We start from the raw sequence: 17645 nt of genomic DNA on the forward strand, positions 1-17645 counted from the left end.
CGGACGGCCCCCGACACACCCGGCGGCGTCCCGCCGTACGGACAGGGCCTGTTCCCGGACCCCACCCCGACCTAACGTTCGGTACATGACGTCCTACGAACTGGCCCAGGTGAACATAGCCCGCCTCAAATTCCCCCTCGACTCCCCCCAGCTGAAGGACTTCGTCGAAGCCCTCGACCCGGTGAACGCGGTCGCCGACGCCGCCGACGGCTTCATCTGGCGGCTCGCCGACGACGACGGCGGCGACGCCACCGAGATCCGCGTCTTCGACGACGAGTGGATCCTGGTCAACATGTCCGTCTGGTGCGACAAGGACGCCCTCACCACCTTCATGTACGCGGGCCGGCACCGCGAACTCCTCAGCCGCCGCCACGACTGGTTCGAACGGGTCCGCGAGGCGATGACGACCCTCTGGTGGGTCCCGGCGGGCCACCGCCCCACGGTCACCGAGGCGGAAACCCGCCTCGTCCACCTCCGCACGGAGGGCCCCACCCCGCACGCCTTCACCCTGGGCCGCTCGTTCCCCCCACCGGGAGCCTGACGGGGCGACGGACCGGACTCACAGGTCCCGGGCCGTCCGGCGCGTCACCGCCCGAACGGGTGACCGGAACACGTCGGTTGACGCCCGGTGTGCCCGGGCGGACGGCTTCCCCGGCGCCTCGGCCGTCAGGGCCTCCGGCTACGCTGCGGACATGACCAGTCCCGCGCCGGCGACGACCCGGGCCTATCGGCGGCTCGGGGTCGAGGAACGCCGAACGCAACTGCTCGACGCCGCCCTCGACCTCTTCGCCCACCTGCCGCCCGAGGACGTCTCCCTGGACGACGTCGCCGAGGCCGCCGGGGTCTCCCGGCCCCTCGTCTACCGGTACTTCCCCGGCGGCAAACAGGAGCTGTACGAGAAGGCCCTCCGCTCCGCCGCCGACGAACTGGAGGAATGCCTCGCGGAACCCCGGACCGGGCCGCCCACCGGCCACCTCGCCCGGATCGTCGACCGCTATCTCGCCTTCGTGGACTCCCACGACGCCGGATTCAGCGCCCTGCTGCGCGGCGGCAGCGTCGCCGAGACCTCCCGGACCACCGCCATCGTGGACGAGGTCCGCCGGGCCGCCGCCGAACAGATCCTCCGCCACCTCGGCGCCGAACAGCCCGGACCCCGGCTGCGGATGATGGTCCGCACCTGGATCGCCGCCGTCGAAGCGGCGTCCCTGATCTGGCTGGACGAACGGAAACAGCCACCCGCGCCCGAACTCCGCGACTGGCTCCTGGACCATCTCGTCGCCCTCGTCGCCGCGACCGCCGCCACCGACCCCGAGACCGCCCGGACCTTCCGCGCGCTCCTGGACCGCGAGCCGCCCGACGGGCCCGCCGCCACCCTCGCCCGGCGGATCGAAGCCGCGCTCGGCCCGGCCGCCGGGCCCACCCCGTGACCGCCGACGGCCGGGGCGGCTTACGGCCCGGGGGCGCATACCGGGGGCCCCGGGCGGGCACTATCTTGGGCCGGGGCCGCCCGCGCGCGACACCGGCCCACCGGCCGCCGGGACACCGGCCGCCACAGCCCGGTACGACACCACGACCACGGCAGCGGGGCGGCGACCGTACCCCCTCCGCGCACGCGAGACGGGAGACCGGCCGATGGCGACGACGGTCGGTGTGATCGGCCCCGAGGACCTGGTACGCAAGGTCCTCGCGGTGGGCACCGAATGCGGGGCACGCCGACTGCGGCCCTACCCCTGCCGGTACGAGGAACGGACCGCCCAGGCCGTCGCCCGCGCCAGGACCGAGACCGACGCGCTGCTCTTCACCGGGATCGCCCCGTACGCCGTCGCCGAGGCCGCCGGACCGCTCGACCGGCCCGCGATGTACGTCCCGTACAGCGGCGCGACCCTGCTGCGCGCCCTGGTCGAACTCCTCCGGCTCGGCCACGACGTCTCCCGGATCTCCATCGACACCCTCGGCCGCGCCGAAGTCATGGAGACCCTCACCGAAGCCATGCTGCCCACCGAACACGTCCGTGTCCTGCCCTACCGCCCCGGACTGACCGCGGACGACCTCGCCGCCTTCCACCGCGACGCCCGCGACCGCAAGGGCGCCCGGGTCGCCGTGACCTGCCTCGGCTCCGCGTACCAGCTGCTGGAACACGAACTCCACGCCGTACGGCTCTCCCCGTCACGGCACTCCATCCGCGCCACGCTCCAAGCGCTGCTGCTCGCCACGGCGGGCGTCCACAGCGGCGACGCGCAGGTGGCGCTCGGCATCGTGGAGGCCGCCCCCGAGCCGGGGCCGGAGCCCGACGGGCCGTACGGCGGCGGCCGGACCGGCGGCCCCGTCGCCCGCGCCCTCGCCGAGGACCTGCGGATGCCGGGCGGCAGCCTGGCCCGGCTCCCCGACGGCCGGCCCCTGGTCGTCACCACCAAAGGCGTCCTGGAGGAGGTGACCGCCGGATTCACCCGGCTGCCCTTCCTCGACGGCCTCTCCGCCCGGCACGGCGCCGTACGCATCGGATTCGGCCTCGGGCGTACGGCCGCGGAGGCCGAGGCACTCGCCGCCCGGGCCGTCGCCAGGGCCCGCGCGGTCGGGCCCGTCGCCGCCGTCGTCTGTATGAAGGACGACGTCGACATCGTCATCGGCCCCGGGACCGCGCCCGAGGCGGCCGGGGCCACCGGCGCGACCCTCGCCCGGCGCACCGGCCTCAACCCCAAGACCCTCGACAGCCTCCGCGCCCTCATCGCCGAAGGCCCCGGCGACGGCCTCACCGCACACCTCGTCGCCGAACGTCTCTCGATCCAGCAGCGGACCGCGCGCCGCATACTCAAGCGCCTGGAACGCGCGGGGGTGGCGGTCCCCACGGGCTGGCGCCAACAGGGCCAGACGGGCCGCCCCCCGATCGTCTACCACGTCCACCTCTAGGGCGTGTTGATGAATCGGGCCGGGTCGGTGAGTGGGGGAACCCGCTCACCGACCCGGCCCGATCCGAAGGAAACTCCCTACCCGCGGTCCATGAAGCTCCGGCGCAGTTCCTCCAGGATCCGGACCGCCTCGTCCAGGTCCGCCTTGCGGCAGCGGGCGATCGCCGCCGTCAGCCGGGCGATCGCCTCGTCGCGGCGTTCCAGGCCGTTGCCCTCGATGAGGGCCGCGATCCGGACCGCCTCCGCGCGCGGGGCCTCGGCGGCCTCGCCGCCCTCTTCATGTGCGGCGATCGCCGCCTCCGCCTCGGTGAGGGCCTCCGGGAAGCGCTCCGCCCCGGCCAGGATCCGGGCCCGGCGGTAGTGGATGCTGCCCCGTTCGTACCAGGCGGTGAGATCACCGGCGGCGGCCGCCACGATGTCGTCGGCGCGGGCCAGATGGGCCAGCGCCGCGTCCAGGCCCTCGTCGCCCCGGGACTCCATGGTCAGGCGGGCGAACTCCCGCAGCATCTCCGTCATCAGGGGCGGGTTCGGCGCCTCCGCATGGGCGGTGAGGGCCCGTTCGTACGCCGTGGCCGCCGCGTCCCAGCGGTCCGCCAGCGCCAGCGTGACGGCCGTCTCGCCCGCCACCAGGGTCTGGATCGGGCGGTCGTCCTCCCATCCGGCGACGGCGTCCGCCAGCAGCAGGAACTCCTCGGCCGCCGGCCGGAACTCGCCCAGCTCCCGCAGGCCGCGGGCGAGGTTCAGCCGGGCCTGGGCGAGCACCCGCTCGTCGAGCGCGGCACCGTCGGCGCCGTCGGCACCGGTGAGTACGGACTCCAGTACGGCGACGGCCTCGTCCGGCCTGCCGGACTCCGTCAGCACCTCCGCCAGCTGGAGCCGGACCGCCGCGGCCTCGTCGGGTTCGGTGTCCCGGTCGTGCCGTGCGGCCGCCTCCGAGAGATGGCGTACCGCGCCGGCGTGGTCACCGAGGTGGGACACGGCATGCCCGAGCAGCGTGTACGCCCCGGCGAAGGCGAACTCGTCGTCGCCGTAGCGGGCGGCGTCGCCGATCGCGCGGTGCACCAGCTCGGCGGCCTCCTCGTACCGCCCGTCCGCCATCAGGCCCTGGGCGAGCTGGAGCCGCGGCCGGCCCGCGCGCCAGGGCCGGTCGGAGGCGGCCACGTCCTCCAGCGCCGCCCGCAGCTCCTTCTCAGCGCGGGCGCTGTCGCCGGTCCTGGCGGCCACATCGGCCAGGAACTGGCGGGCGTTGGCGATCTGGTGCGGCAGCGACAGCCGCTCCGCCTCGGCCCGGAGGGTGCCGGTGTGTTCCTCCAGCTTCGCGACGGCTTCCGCGCCGGGCTCCGGGAACCGGAGCATGACCGACCGGTACGCCGTGAAGGCCAGGCAGAACAGGACACCGCCGTAGGAGAGGGTGCGCTCGACGGCCGCGTCGGCACCGAGGAATCCCTCCGCCGGGGCCGGGTTCCCGCCCGTCAGCGGGACCCGGACCAGTACGACCGCCGCCTCCTGGACGAGCTGTTCCATCTCCGCGACCCGGTCGGAGCCGTCGTCCGGCCCTTCGGCGCCGGGCGTGTCCCGCGGACCCCAGGTGATCACCCGGGCCCGGACGCTCAGCGCCTGCCAGTGCAGGCCCAGGTCCTCGTACAGCTCGGCCGCCCGCTCCAGCTCCACGACGGCATCGGCATCGGTGTCGTCCGAGTCGCGCAACAGCCGGTTGGCGTGGTACTCGGCGAGTTCCGCGTGCAGCAGCTCCACCGGGCCGATGCCGTCGTCGTGCGGGGTGTTCCCGCCCGCGGTCAGCCGCTCGGCGACCAGGGCCCACAGCCCGTGGGCCGCGGGGTGGCCGGCGGCGCCCTGTCGGCGGGCCTCGCGCACGAGACCGGCGAAGTCGGCCGGTACGGCGGGCGCTTCCACGGGCACCGGCGGTGCGGCGGTCCGGGCGACGGAGGTCCGCAGGCCGAGCGGCAGCGGCTCGTCGAGCAGGGGGCTCCGGTCGAGCCGGTTCCGCCGCCGGTCGCCGACCGCGGTGGTGCCGTTGCGGGCGTCGAAGGCGGCGGCGAGCCGGTCGCCCTCGGTACGGACCTCGGCAAGAAGCTCCGTCACGGTCCAGTTCCGGCCGGGCGGGCCCGCGACGGCGGTGGAGCCGTGCCCGTCGGCGGCGAGCCTGGCGAGCAGCAGTTCGGTGCCGGTGAGGAAGCCCAGCCGGGACAGCGGGGCCCCGGCCGCCTCGAACAGCGGGCGGTTCTCCGCGAGGATCTCCAGTCCGCGGCCCTCGTTCCGGGAGAGCGCGCAGAACTCCAGGTGCAGGCCGAGCTCCGCCAGCATCCCGGTCTTCCCGCGGATCCGCCGGTAGCCGCTGAGGTGGTGGGAGCGGGCCTCGTCGGCGCGGCCGGTGCGCAGCAGCGGCAGCAGGGCGAGCGCCCGGGTCATCGCGGGCTCCTCGGTGCACTCGGCGTTGCCGTCCAGGACGGGCCGCCAGCTTTCGAGGGCTCCGGTGTCGTCGCCGGTGAGCAGCCGGTGGGCGCCGACGCGGCGGAGTTCGCACGGTCCGCAGTCGCTGTGTTCGGTACGGGGGCGGGTGGCCCAGAGGTCGTACGCGTCGTCCGTGCCGGTACCGGTGTGGGCGGCGATCCGGTAGCGGGCGGCGGCCACCGGCTGGAGGCCGTGCCCGGCCGCGGTGAAGCGTTCCCGGGTCTGCGCGACCCAGGCTTCGACGGTGGCCAGCGGCACTTCGGGGACCTGGAGCAGGGAGAGGGTGACCCAGAAGGACCGGTGGTGGATCTGGGCGGCCTCCCATTCGCTGAACTCGTCGGGGTCGCTTTCCCAGAGCTTGAGCAGCCGGGCGAAGGCGACGGGCGATTTGCGGTGCTCGCCGGTCACGTCGTACCCCGTCATCAGCTCCAGCAGGGCCGTGACGAGGACATCGGGCTTCTCGAACGCCCCGGCGGCCTCGACGAGTTCCTCGGCCGTGATGGTGCGCTGGAGTCCATGGGGTCTGCCGTTGTTCTCGCGCAGCGCCTCGACCACGGCCTCGGGGGTGTCCAGCATCTAGATGTCCTTCCGGGGCTCGGAGCCGGGTGCCGCCGTGCCGGGATGGTGCATGGCGTGGGTGAGCAGGCCGGTGAAGGCCCGGGTGAGCAGGGCGTTTTCACTGGCCCGCAGGGGTCGGCGGCTGAGCAGCAGGGCCTGGCCGTAGAGGGCTTCGGCGGTGGTGACCGCGAGGCCGCGTTCGGTGATCGTCACGGCCTGCCGTACCAGCGGGTTGAGATGGTTGAGCACGAGCTGGGCGGGCGGGGTCTCCTGGCGGAGTGCGCCGAGGATGTCGGCCCACATGCCGTCGCTGTCGGCGGCCATTCCGGACCGGGTCCGCTCGTGGCGCGCTTCCCGGTTGTCGATGAGCAGGACGGGCGCGGTGACGGGCTGGAAGTCGCGGAGGACGACATCGCAGTCATGGGCGCCGACGGTCTCCCGGGCGACGGTGAGGAAGGCGGCGGCGCGCAGTTCGGCGGCCGGGTCGACGGCGTCGAGATGGGCGGTGACGGTGTGCGGGTCGAGGTCGGCGACGGCGGTGCCGGGCCGGATCTCGGGCAGCCGGTGCACCAGGTCGCGGTCGTAGGTGTAGCCGCCGTTGACGACGCCCATGCCGACGGCGGACGCGATGGGGGCGACCTGCCGGAACTCCTCCACACTGCGGGTGACCAGGACGGTGGCGTGGGTCCTGGTGAAGACCTCCAGGGTGACCTGGCCGTCCGTGGTCTCGAACGGCAGCCACGGCAGCACGATGCGCAGCAGTTCGTCGTCGTAGCGGGCGAGCGCCTTGACCGCGAGATGGTGGACGTCGATGAAACGGTGCAGCAGGGCGGGGTCGCGGGCGGCGAGCCCGGTGAGCCAGTCGCGGATCCGCTCGCCGAGTGCGTCCCGTACGGCGGACAGGGTGCCGTCCTCGTAGAGCGCTTCCCGGGACGCGGTGGGCCGCAGGCTGGTGGTGTCGATGACGCAGCGGACGAAGAACGCCCATTCGGGGAGCAGCTCCGGCGCCTGGTCGGTGAGGAGCATGCCCTTGAGGTGGACCCGGTGGCCCGCGTGCCGGCCGGGGACGACGGCCGTGGGCAGGACGTAGGCGACGCCGCGCAGTCCGGCGGCGGGGAGGTCCAGTTCGATGGTGTCGAGCGGGGTGAAGTCGAAGAGTTCGCGGCAGTGGGCGGTGAGGGCCTCGCGGCGGGCCAGCGGGGAGGCGTGGGGCCGGTCCCAGGGCGGGGTCTCGTCGATCCGGTGGGTCGCGCCGCGCGTATCGGTGACGGTGACCCGGTACGGCAGCAGGGCGCCGTAGTGCCGGGCCAGCGCGACGACCCGCTCGGGGGTGGTCCACTCGGCGTTGTCGGCGCGGGGCACGAGCCGGACGGTGGTGCCGGGCTCCGGGACGGCGGACGCGGGCAGGGTACGGATGGTGTAGCGGCCGTCGGCGTGGCCGCGCCACTCCACGGCGGGCGCGGCGGGGTCGGCGGCGGAGCGGCTGAGCACGGTGATCTCGTCGGCGACGACGAAGCAGGCGAGCAGTCCGATGCCGAACTGGCCGATGAAGTCGCCGCGGTCGGCCTCCAGTCCGGCGCCGTCGATACCGCCGCCGGACGTGCGCTTGGAGCTGCGTCCGATGGTGGCGAGGAAGCGGTGCACATCGGCTTCGGTGAGCCCGATGCCGGTGTCCGTGACGGTGAGGGTGTCGCCGGTGCGGACGGTGATGGCGGCGGGCGCGCCGGGGGTCGCCCGCTGCCGGGCGGTGATGGCGTCCACGGCGTTCTGGAGGAGTTCGCGGAGGTAGACGCGGGGGCTGGAGTAGAGGTGGTGGGAGAGCAGGTCGACCAGGCCGCGCAGGTCGACCTGGAAGGTGTGGGACGTCTGGGAGTCGGTCACCTGTGCAGTGTCTTTCCGTGAATCGGGGCGTCGTGGGGTGTCTCGCGGCGGCCGCCGGAAGGGGGCCGGGGGACGACGCGCGGCAGCGGTTCCGTATCCCGGCGGATGCCGGTACGGGTACGGGCGGGCGCACCGGAATCGTCGGCGCCACCGGGGCGTCCGCGGCAGGATGCGGCGCGGCACGGGCCGGGCCCGGCCGGGCTCGGCCCGGTCAGCGTCCGGCTGCCGAGCGCATCCTCTTGTAGACGCTCACGGGGTCGCCGCCGTCCAGGTAGTGCCAGGGGGATTCCGTGACGCGCCCCTCGGTGGCCGCGAAGCACTCCCTGGCCGCCTCCGGCTCCTCGTTCAGCGAGAAGGCCATGGCGAAGGAGTTGAGCACATTGACACCGGGGCCCTCGGGGTCGAAGTCGGGGTGCCGGTAGGAGTGGTCCGCGGCCTCGTTCAAGGAGGCCGTCACCTCGGAACGCACGATGTACGCGTCGTCCGCGCCGTCTTCGAGGTGGAGCCACTGCTCGATGTGCGCGTCCGCGACCAGCCCGCCGAGCCAGCTCCCGGCGGGGGCCTTGAGGGCCGCCGTCCGCGCGAACTCGTGCATGGCCTCGTGGGAGCCGCCCCACTTCTCGCAGACCTGCTGAAGGTGGGACGTGTGCACACCGAAGTGGTGCGGATCGCGCCGGGTCGCCGCCTCGAAGCGGCGGTGGGCCACAGTCTGCCCCACCTGGAGGGCGCGTCCGGTGGTCAGCAAGCCGTGCCAGGGCGCGACCCAGTCCGGTTCACGCTCCGCCGCCTCGAACAGCCACTCCTCGCCGATGGCCAGCCGGGCATGGAAGGTCTCGAACTGCTGGCGCGACACATCCTTGGCGCGGGCCCCCGTCCGGGCCTCCCAGCCCCAGCTGATCTGGCGGAAACCGCCGACGACCCGGGGCAGTGCCGCGTCGGGCTCGGCCTCGATGATCTTCGGGATCCACCGCTCGACGCCCGCGGTGTCGGCGACGGCCCAGATCATCCGGGACCGTCCGTCGTTCTCGGCCCGCCCCAGGACCATCTCCTGTACGAGATCCCAGTCGGCGGCGGCCGCGGCGTCGCGCACCACCGGCAGCTCGGGATCGTCGTAGTCCTCGACCAGCCGGGCGGGCGCTCTGCCCGTCAGTTTCCCCAGCGTCCGGCCCACGGCCCGGAACACCGCCATGCTTCCCCACCCCTTGTTCGTACGTGATCGACGGGGCGGTTGTCGATCACGCCCCCTCGTGGAGGTAGTGACTATCACGGTTGTACGACAATCACCCACTTCTTTGGCCGGTGGCCACCGGCCGGGCCGCCTCAGCCATTACCCCGGAACCCGTGAGCGGTCCCCACCCGTCATCGCCGACCGCGCGCCGTCTGTGGCTTGTCTCGCAGTTCCCCGAGCCCCTAAATGCCCTCCCGGACATCGCCCCAGGGAACAGGGCCCGGCTCTCCGCAAGGGCGGCGAAGAGGGCAACCCAGGGGCGCGGGGAACTGCGCGACAAGCCACGACGGTGGTGCGGACCGTCGACAACACCAGGCCGCCGGGCCCGGGCGGGTAGTGGGGGGGGCGCCGCGCCGCGTAGGAGACTGGTGGGGTGCGAAGTGAGATGACCCCGTTCGTCGGGGGGCCCATGGACGGGCAGGTCGTGGACGTGGTGCTCGGGGTCACCGGGCAGCCGCCGAAGTGGTACGAGGTGCCCGTGCCCCAGGAGGGCGGGGGGCCGGATGTCGTGTACGCGTATCAACGGGAGCCCGCCGGGTACGGCAAGCGGCTGGGGCTGCCGCGCGGCTGGAAGTACGTCTTTGTGCCCGAGGGGCGGCAGAAGGAGGCGCCCCGGTGGCCGTGGTCGAAGCCGCCGGGGCGAGTCGACACGCCGTAGCCGCCGCCCGCTCCGCCGCAAGGAGTGAAGGGGTGCGTCCGTTACGGCCACCCGGAAGGCGCGCGGGCGGCCGGGCCCGCACGCTCCGGGGGACGGGTGGCGGAATCCGCCGCCCCCGCCCCGGAGGTGATCACGTGTCAGGCAAGGTGCTCCGCGCGGTGTGTACGGCCGCCCTGGTCACGGCGGTGTCCCTGGCCGCCGTCGTGCCCGGTCCGGCCGCGCGGGCGGCGGGCCCCGGGCTCCCCGAGGGTGTGCCCGAGCTGCTGGCCCGGCTGAAGGTCCTGTACCGGGACGCCGAGACCGCCGCCGCCGCGTATACCGCCGCCGAGGAGCGGCTGACCGCCCAGCGGGTGGAGACCGCCCGGCTGGGGCGGGAGCTGACGGCGGCCAGGGACGCCCTCGCCGGGGGGCGGGACGCGGCCGGGCTGCTGGCCCGCGCGCAGTACCGGGGGCGGTCGGATCTGCCGTCGTCGCTCCGGCTGCTGCTGGCCCCGGATCCGCGGGCCGCCCTGGACGAGGGCCATCTGGTGCGGCGGGCCGCCGCCGACCGGCGGGCGACCCTGGACCGGCTGAGGGACCGCACCGCGCGGGCGGAGCGGCTGACGCGGGAGTCGAAGGCCGCTCTCGACCGGGAGCGGGCCCTGGCGGCGGAGCGGCGGACGGCCCGGGAGGCGGCGGACGCCGGGCTCGCGGCCGTCGAGGAGGTGCTCGCGGGGCTGACACCGGACGAGATCGACGGCATCACGACCCCCGAGGCGCAGACGGAGCTGACCGGCCCGGAGGCCCTCGACACCGGTGAGCCCGCCGGGCAGGAGCCGGGAGACGGGCCCGGCACGGAGTCGGGCGCGGTGGCGGACGACGGTGCCTCCGGTGACGTACGCCCGCCGACGGCCGGGGGCGAGCGGGCCGTCCGGTACGCGGTGGACCAGCTGGGGAAGCCGTACGTCTGGGGCGCGCGGGGGCCGGACGCGTACGACTGCTCGGGGCTGACGTCGCGTGCCTGGTCGGCGGCGGGGCGGCCGATCCCGCGGACCAGTCAGGAGCAGTGGCGGACCCTGCCCCGGGTGCCGGTGGGCGAGCTGCGGCCCGGGGATCTGGTGGTGTACTTCGCGGCGGCCACCCATGTGGGGATGTACGTGGGCGGCGGCCGGGTCGTGCACGCGCCCCGGCCGGGCGCGACGGTGAAGGTGTCGCCGCTGGCCGCCAATCCGGTGCTGGGCGCGGTCCGGCCCGATCCGTACGCCGCGCCCCTGCCCTCGTACCGTCCGGTGACGCTCCCCGGCTGGGCGGCCGACGGCGACGACGCGGGCTACGCGGAGACGGCCGCCCCGTAGAAACGGCGTTCCGGCCCCGAAGGCCCCCGGAGAGCCGGGGGCCGGAACGCACCGGGTTCAGGAGCCCTGCGCCGCCAGGTAGGCGCCCGCCTTCTCCGGGTCGTAGAAGAAGTTCTCGAAGTCGGCGGGGTCGTTGAAGCCGTTGGCGATCCGGTCGGCGACGGGCTGTATCGCGCCGCCCGCGCCGATCAGGTCGAGTACGTGCCCCGGCGGCGGCGCCAGCATCGCGTTGGTCCACTTGGTGACGTGCCGCGCGGTCTCCCAGTACCGGTCGAACGTGGCCCGCATCCATGCCTCGTCGAACGGCCGGTCGCCGTGTTCGGTGATCGACGCGAGATAGGCGGCGGCGCACTTGGACGCCGAGTTGGAGCCCTGGCCGGTGATGGGGTCGTTGGCGACGACCACGTCGGCGACGCCGAGGACGAGTCCTCCGCTCGGCATCCGGCCGACGGGGTTGCGGACCACCGGCGCGTACCGCCCGGCGAGTGTGCCGCCGCCGTCGGTGAGTTCGACCTTCGCGGTACGGGCGTACTCCCAGGGGGTGTACCGCTTCATCAGCTCCAGGGTGATCGCCAGATGCTCACCGGGGTCCTTGACGCCCGCGAAGACGTCGAGGGGCCCGCCGGGGATGCCCTCCCAGAAGAGGATGTCGGCCCGGCCGGACATGGTGAGGGTCGGCATCACGAAGAGTTCGCCGACCCCGGGCACCAGGTTGCAGCGGACCGCGTCCATGTCGGGGTGCTCGGGCCTCGGCGCCAGCCCGTGGACGTAGGCGACGGCGAGGGCGCGCTGCGGGGTGTCGTACGGCGAACGGGACGCGTCCCGGCCGAAGAGGGAGACCAGCTCGCCCTTGCCCGCCGAGACCATCACCAGGTCGTAGGTGCGGGAGAAGTAGTCGAGGTCGGAGACGGCGGCGCCGTGGATGACGAGCTGCCCGCCGCGCTCGGCGAAGGTCTCCAGCCAGCCGGCCATCTTGATCCGCTGGTCGACGGACTGGGCGAAGCCGTCCAGCCGGGCGACCCAGTCGACCATCCGGGAGAGCGGCCCCTCCGGGTCGTCCCCGGCCGGGGGTCCGGCGACGGAGACGCCGAGGCCCTGGATCCGGGGCGCCTGGGATTCCCAGAAGTCGAGTCCCAGATCGCGCTCGTGCTGGAGGGCGGTGTGGAACATGCACTGGGTCGACATGACCCGGCCGGACCGGATCTCCTCGGAGGTGCGGTTGGACATCAGGGTGACCTCGTAGCCCCGGGACTGGAGTCCGAGGGCCAGCTGGAGGCCGGACTGTCCGGCACCGACTATGAGTATCTTCCGCATCCGGTTCGTCTTCTCTCGTTGGGCTCAGTGGGATCGGATCGCTCGGACCGTTCGGGTCATTCGGGGGTCTCGTCGAGGGCGTGGGTGACCAGGGTCGCCAGTGCCTCCACGACGCTGAACCGCCGGCGCGCGTCCATGATCACGATGGGTACGCGGCTGGATATGGTCAATGCCTCGCGCACATCGTCCTGCTCGAAACTCTCCGAGCCCTCGAAGTGGTTGACGGCGACGATGTACGGCAGCCCGCTGCTCTCGAAGTAGTCGAGGGCGGGGAAGCAGTCGGAGAGCCGCCGGGTGTCGGCGAGCACGATCGCGCCGACGGCCCCGCGCACCAGGTCGTCCCACATGAACCAGAACCGCTGCTGGCCGGGGGTGCCGAAGACGTACATCACCAGTTCGTCGTCGAGCGTGATCCGCCCGAAGTCCATGGCGACGGTGGTGGTCCGCTTCTCCGGGGTCGCGGTGAGGTCGTCGGTCTCCGAGCTGGCCTCGGTCATCAGGGCCTCGGTCTGGAGCGGGGTGATCTCCGAGACCGCGCCGACGAAGGTGGTCTTGCCCACGCCGAAGCCGCCCGCGACCACGACCTTGGCGACATTGGGCGCCCGGGTGTGGTCCAGCTGCCAGGGCTGGAGGCCCTCCTCGGACGCGTCGTCGTCGGCGGGGAGGCCGAAGAAGCCGGACGCCGGGGCGCGGTCCGGTGCGGCGGCCGGGCCGCCCTCCCCGTGGTGGCGGAGGGCGGAGAGCGTGTCAGAGGCGGCGGAGTCCACTCAGCACCCTTTCGAGCAGTGCGCGTTCGGGGCGGCCCGAGCCGTGCCCGGTGCCGTATACACGAATTTTGCCCTGGTCGGCGAGGTCGCTGAGCAGCACCCTGACGACGCCCAGGGGCATCTTGAGGATCGCCGAGATCTCGGCGACGGTCCGCATCCGGCGGCAGAGCTCCACGATGGCCTGGAGCTCCGGCATCACCCGGCTCGACAGATCGCCCTTGGGCAGCTCCCGGCGTTCGGCGGGGGCTTCGAGGGCGGCGACGAAGGTCTCCACCAGCAGGACGTGCCCGAACCGGGTACGGCCGCCGGTGAGGGAGTAGGGGCGGACCCGGGCGGGGCGGCGGTTCTCGCCCCTTATCGGCAGCCCGCCGGCGGCGGGCCCGCCGGGTCCGGCTCCGGCCGGGGTGAAGGACCCGGTCATCGGGCTTCCTCCAGGGACTGCCGCAGCTCGCTGCGGAGTTCGGGGGTGAGGACGTGTCCGGCCCGGCCCACGAAGAGTCCCATGTGGTAGGCGACGACCGACATATCGCAGTCGGCCTCGGCGTGGACGCCGAGGAGGGAGCCGTCGCTGATGGACATGATGAAGACGCAGCCGTCCTCCATCGCCACCATGGTCTGCTTGACCCCGCCGCCGTCCATCAGCCGGGCGGCGCCCACGGTCAGGCTGCCGATCCCGGACACGATGGTGGCCAGGTCGGCGCTGGAACCGCGCGGCCCCTCGGGGCTGGTGACGCCGCCCGCCTCGATATTCCGCGCGGGGTCGGAGGAGAGCAGCAGCAGTCCGTCGGACGAGACCACGGCGACCGAACGCAGACCGGGCACCTCCTCCACCAGATTGCTCAGCAGCCAGTGCAGATTGCGGGCCTCGATACTCAGGCCGAACGTCCCGGTCGCAGTCAACTGCGTGCCTCCTCGACTGTGTCCCCCGCTTCTTCTTCTGCCGCGGTACGGGCGATCTCGTCCCGTGCCTCGCGGCGGCCGTCCTCGGCGGCCTTCTGGAATCCACCGAGCCTACGCCTCAGAGCCGCGGCGTCGACGCCGCCACTCCTGCGCTCCCCGGGGTCGGTGGCGGGTCGGACGACCCTCGGTGTCCGCTTGGGCAGTCCCTTGTCGGTCAGCCGGTAACCGCCGGGCTCCCCGGGCCCGGTGGGAGCGGACGGCTCGGCCGGGGCGGCCGGGCCTTCGTCCCCGGCGGTGTCCGCCGGGGTCACGGGGGCCGCGAAGCCCCGTTCGTCATCGGGGTGTTCGGGGGCGGCCGGGCGCGCGGGCTCCCCGGCCCGGGCGGTTCCGGCCGGTTCCCCGGCGCCGAAGGGGTCGTTCACGAGGTCCCCGGGGTCCGGGAGCCTCATCTCGAACGTGGCCTGATCCAGCCCGGTAACGACGGGATCGCCGTCGGCGGTACGGGTGTGGACATCGGGTTCGGCGGCCCGTACGGCGGCTTCGGCGGCCTCCACGAGCGGATCGGTCATCGGGACGAACGCCCCGGGCGGTGCCTCGGTCCGGGGGTCGCCGACGCCGCCACCGGACACGATGGGGCCGTACGGGTCGTCGCCGTAAGGGGATTCGCCGTAGAGCATGCCGGGCGTGTCGTCGCCGTACGGCGTGCTGGCCGGGTCTCCGTACGTGTCGTACGAGGGATCCGCCGGGTCCGGGTCCGCGTCGGTGAGGCCGGGGCCGGTTCCGGTGCCGGACGTGGTGGGTCCGACCGGGAGTTCGGCCGGTCCGCCGCCGACGGGGCCGCCGACCGGAAGATCGACGGGAACGTTGTCAACAGACGGAACGGGGTCGGGCGCGGTGGTGGACCGGGCCCGCTCGGGGGCCTGCCGCGGGCCGGTGGGCAGGGCGTTGGAGTTGGCCTCGGCGACCGAGCCCGGCAGCCGGACTGCGGGCATGGACCCGGAGTCGGTGAGCGGATCGCGGCGGTCGGCTCCGGCGCCCTGGGGCAGCAGTGCGATCGGCAGCACCACGACGGCGGTGACGCCGCCCTGCTGCTGGTCGCGGAGTTGCACCCGGACGCCGTGGCGGGCGGCGAGCAGGGCCGTGACCCGCAGTCCGAGGCCCTCGGGCTCGGCGGACCTGGCGCCCTTGCCGGTGCGGTGGGTCCGCCCGGACGCGCCGTTCTTCCCGCCGCCCTTGGCGCCCTTGCCGCCCTTCTTGTTCTTCCCCGCGGGTACGGGCCGCGCGGACTCCTCGAACGCGGCCGGATCCTCCAGCTTCCCGTTCAGCTCGGCGATCCGCCCGGCGGCCATCCCTATGCCGTTGTCCCGGACGGAGAGCATCACCTCGCCGTTCTCCAGCAGCCAGCCGGACAGCTCGACCTTGGTCTCCGGCGGGGAGAACGAGGTGGCGTTCTCCAGCAGTTCGGCGAGGAGATGGCTCAGGTCGTCGGCGGCGAACCCGGCGACCTGGGCGTGCGGCGGCAGGGACTGGATGACGACCCGTTCGTACCGCTCGATCTCACTGACCGCGGCCCGCAGCACATCCACCAGGGGTACGGCGTTGGGGTGGCCGTGGCTGTGTTCGGCCCCGGCCAGCACCAGCAGGTTCTCACTGTGGCGGCGCATCACGGTCGCCATGTGGTCGAGCTTGAAGAGGGTGGCCAGCCGCTCCGGGTCCTGCTCGCGCTCCTCCAGCTTCTCGATCACCGACAACTGTCGGTCGACCAGGCCGAGATTGCGCAGGGAGAGATTGACGAAGGTGTGGTCGACGGTGTGCCGCAGGCGTTCGACCTCGGCGGTCAGCTCCTCGACCCGGCCATGGGCCTCGGCGCGCTCGGCGGCCAGTTCGGCCGCGAGCGTGTCGCGGTCACCGGCGAGTCCGGCCCGGGCGGACTCCAGGACACGGGCCCGTTCGGCGAGGACGCGGACCTTGCCGTGCAGCGTGTTGAGGGACCGTACGGCCTGGGCGAACTCGTCGTTGCGGCCGGTGAAGCCGACCGGGTCCTCCGCCTCGGGCGCGGCGGCGATCCTGGCGGCGCCGCGCCGCAGGACCGAGAGCGGGCGGGTGATCGTCCGCAGCAGGGCGGCGAGTACGGCGACGGCGAGCAGCAGCAGCGCGCCGAGCAGGGCGATCCGCAGCTCCAGCTCGGTGACATCGTCGTCACGCAGCTCTTCGAGGGCCGTGATCCGCTGGGCGGCCAGCGCCGACTCGACCCCGCGCATCTGCTCGATCCGGGCGGTGAGCGCGGCCTCCAGCTTGCGGACGTCCGTACCGCGGTCCTCGGCGGAGAGACCGGGCTCGTCGGTGAGCTTGGCGAGATAGCCCTCGGCGGCCTTGACCTCGGCACCGGTGACGGTGGCGAGCAGGGAGTCCCGGTCGGACTTGCGGGCGGCCTGGTCGAAGTCGGCGAGGGCCGCCTCCTCACGGACCCGGGCCTGCTGGGCGAGTGCGCTCAGGCCGTCGCTGATCGCGGCGGCGGCCTTCTGCTCGTCGCTCTCCTTCTCGATCCGCCGCCCGAGGTAGTCGGTCTCGTACTCCGGTTCGGCGCCGGGGACGGCGAGGGCGGCGAGCAGCAGGCCCCGGGTGGCCGACGCCTGTTCGACGGCGAGGCTGAGTTCGGCGGGGGCCCGGGTGCCGTCGGCGGCCCTCGGCGGGGTCCGCTCGGCGAGTTCGGCGGCGAGGGCGTGCAGATTGCCGATGACGGTGGTGTACGCGCGGTGCGCCTCCAGCGCCGTGCCCTTGCCGGTCAGGGCGGCCCGGCGGACGGACGGTACGGTCGCCAGATCGCGGCGGAGCGCGTCCCGCTCGTCGGGGATGGAGCCGCGGATCTCCTCTATCTGCCGGTCGACCCGGGCGCTGCGGGCTGCGGTCACCTTCCGCCGCTCGGCCCGGTCGCCGCTCTGCTCGTCCCGGCCCGCGGCGATGTACGCGGTGACCTCGTCGCGCTCGTCGGAGAGGGAGTGCGCGAGGGTGACGGCCTGCCGGTTCAGTTCGGCGAGGGTCACCAGGTTCTGGGCGTCACGGAGTTCACGGGTGCTGTCCAGCAGTCCGGGGACTCCGGCGCCGGTGACAATCAGTCCGACCACGGCGACGCCGATGACCAGGCGGTTGCGGACGCGCTTGGTCCGGCCGCCGGGCGAGGGGACCTCGGGCGGTACCGCCGTGGCGGGGGCGGGGGTGACGGGTGTGTCCTGCGCCGAGAACGTTCCCGGGGCCGATGGGGCGGCCGTCGGGGCCCCGGGGGGCCGCTTGTTCTGCACCGGTGCTCGCAATCCTGCTCGACTCGTCCAGCCGTTGACCCATGAAGCAGAGATGACGACCGGTCACACAGGTGATCCCACCCCCGGCACGGGCACGGCTTCAGACGATTCCAGTGCGTTTGGGAGGGAGACGCGCTTCGGCCGCTCCGCCACCTGAACGAGTGAACATCACCCAGGAGTTGGCGAACAACTCCGCAGAGACACCGGAATGAGAGATTCCGTCGGACTGACTGGATCTTCCGGTCCGGCTTTGGCAGGATGCCCGCCCGCAGTCGCGTGCTAACCCGCCGTGTCTCCGGACAAACGGCTCTGACCTGCCCGTACGGGG

At 73.7% G+C, this 17645-nt stretch carries 13 protein-coding genes; 5 read left to right on the forward strand and 8 right to left on the reverse strand.

Going from position 1 to position 17645, the window contains the following annotated elements:
- Positions 1 to 85 precede the first annotated feature (85 nt).
- From AB0G74_RS22885 to AB0G74_RS22895, 3 genes are all read left to right on the forward strand, one after another.
- Complete coding sequence (locus AB0G74_RS22885; protein ID WP_361149158.1) at positions 86 to 541, forward strand: DUF3291 domain-containing protein; 456 nt, start codon at positions 86 to 88, stop codon at positions 539 to 541.
- A 151-nt stretch (positions 542 to 692) separates the two neighbouring features.
- Entirely contained in the window at positions 693 to 1427 is a 735-nt protein-coding gene (locus AB0G74_RS22890; RefSeq protein ID WP_361149161.1) for a TetR/AcrR family transcriptional regulator, read from the forward strand.
- Between the two features lie 205 nt (positions 1428 to 1632).
- Complete coding sequence (locus AB0G74_RS22895; RefSeq protein WP_361149164.1) at positions 1633 to 2907, forward strand: hypothetical protein; 1275 nt, start codon at positions 1633 to 1635, stop codon at positions 2905 to 2907.
- Between the two features lie 77 nt (positions 2908 to 2984).
- On the opposite strand, the gene AB0G74_RS22900 is transcribed toward AB0G74_RS22895, so the two are convergent.
- From AB0G74_RS22900 to AB0G74_RS22910, 3 genes are all read right to left on the reverse strand, one after another.
- Positions 2985 to 5954, reverse strand: coding sequence for a tetratricopeptide repeat protein (locus AB0G74_RS22900; protein ID WP_361149166.1), 2970 nt, complete (start codon positions 5952 to 5954; stop codon positions 2985 to 2987).
- On the reverse strand, positions 5955 to 7817 hold the full coding sequence (locus tag AB0G74_RS22905) for an HSP90 family protein (RefSeq protein ID WP_361149168.1): 1863 nt from the start codon (positions 7815 to 7817) through the stop codon (positions 5955 to 5957).
- 211 nt (positions 7818 to 8028) lie between these two features.
- Positions 8029 to 9006, reverse strand: coding sequence for a hypothetical protein (locus AB0G74_RS22910; RefSeq protein ID WP_361149171.1), 978 nt, complete (start codon positions 9004 to 9006; stop codon positions 8029 to 8031).
- Positions 9007 to 9418: 412 nt separating this feature from the next.
- Between AB0G74_RS22910 and AB0G74_RS22915 the strand changes: the two genes are divergently transcribed.
- Both AB0G74_RS22915 and AB0G74_RS22920 read left to right on the forward strand, forming a co-directional pair.
- Positions 9419 to 9703 (forward strand): hypothetical protein, encoded by a 285-nt coding sequence (locus AB0G74_RS22915; RefSeq protein WP_361149174.1) that lies wholly within the window; start codon positions 9419 to 9421, stop codon positions 9701 to 9703.
- 134 nt (positions 9704 to 9837) lie between these two features.
- Positions 9838 to 11037 carry a C40 family peptidase gene (locus AB0G74_RS22920; RefSeq protein ID WP_361149177.1) on the forward strand — a complete coding sequence of 400 codons (1200 nt, stop codon included), beginning with the start codon at positions 9838 to 9840 and terminating at the stop codon, positions 11035 to 11037.
- A gap of 57 nt (positions 11038 to 11094) precedes the next feature.
- Here AB0G74_RS22920 and AB0G74_RS22925 read toward each other — a convergent pair whose 3' ends face one another.
- Genes AB0G74_RS22925 through AB0G74_RS22945 form a run of 5 tightly spaced genes read right to left on the reverse strand, consistent with a single transcriptional unit; the run spans position 11095 to position 17317 of the window.
- Positions 11095 to 12351 carry a styrene monooxygenase/indole monooxygenase family protein gene (locus AB0G74_RS22925; RefSeq protein ID WP_361149180.1) on the reverse strand — a complete coding sequence of 419 codons (1257 nt, stop codon included), beginning with the start codon at positions 12349 to 12351 and terminating at the stop codon, positions 11095 to 11097.
- Between the two features lie 56 nt (positions 12352 to 12407).
- Positions 12408 to 13118: an ATP/GTP-binding protein gene (locus AB0G74_RS22930; RefSeq protein ID WP_361149183.1), complete on the reverse strand. Its 711-nt coding sequence runs from the start codon at positions 13116 to 13118 to the stop codon at positions 12408 to 12410.
- A complete protein-coding gene (locus tag AB0G74_RS22935) occupies positions 13099 to 13539 on the reverse strand; it encodes a DUF742 domain-containing protein (protein WP_361149186.1) in 441 nt (146 codons plus the stop codon). Before AB0G74_RS22935 ends, AB0G74_RS22930 begins: the two co-directional genes overlap by 20 nt.
- Positions 13536 to 14018, reverse strand: a complete 483-nt coding sequence (locus AB0G74_RS22940) for a roadblock/LC7 domain-containing protein (protein WP_361149189.1) — start codon at positions 14016 to 14018, stop codon at positions 13536 to 13538. The genes AB0G74_RS22935 and AB0G74_RS22940 overlap by 4 nt, the downstream gene beginning before the upstream one ends.
- On the reverse strand, positions 14015 to 17317 hold the full coding sequence (locus AB0G74_RS22945) for a nitrate- and nitrite sensing domain-containing protein (RefSeq protein WP_361149192.1): 3303 nt from the start codon (positions 17315 to 17317) through the stop codon (positions 14015 to 14017). Before AB0G74_RS22945 ends, AB0G74_RS22940 begins: the two co-directional genes overlap by 4 nt.
- Positions 17318 to 17645: the final 328 nt, after the last annotated feature.

The sequence above is a fragment of the Streptomyces sp. NPDC020875 genome (assembly GCF_040641415.1).
Taxonomy (GTDB): domain Bacteria; phylum Actinomycetota; class Actinomycetes; order Streptomycetales; family Streptomycetaceae; genus Streptomyces.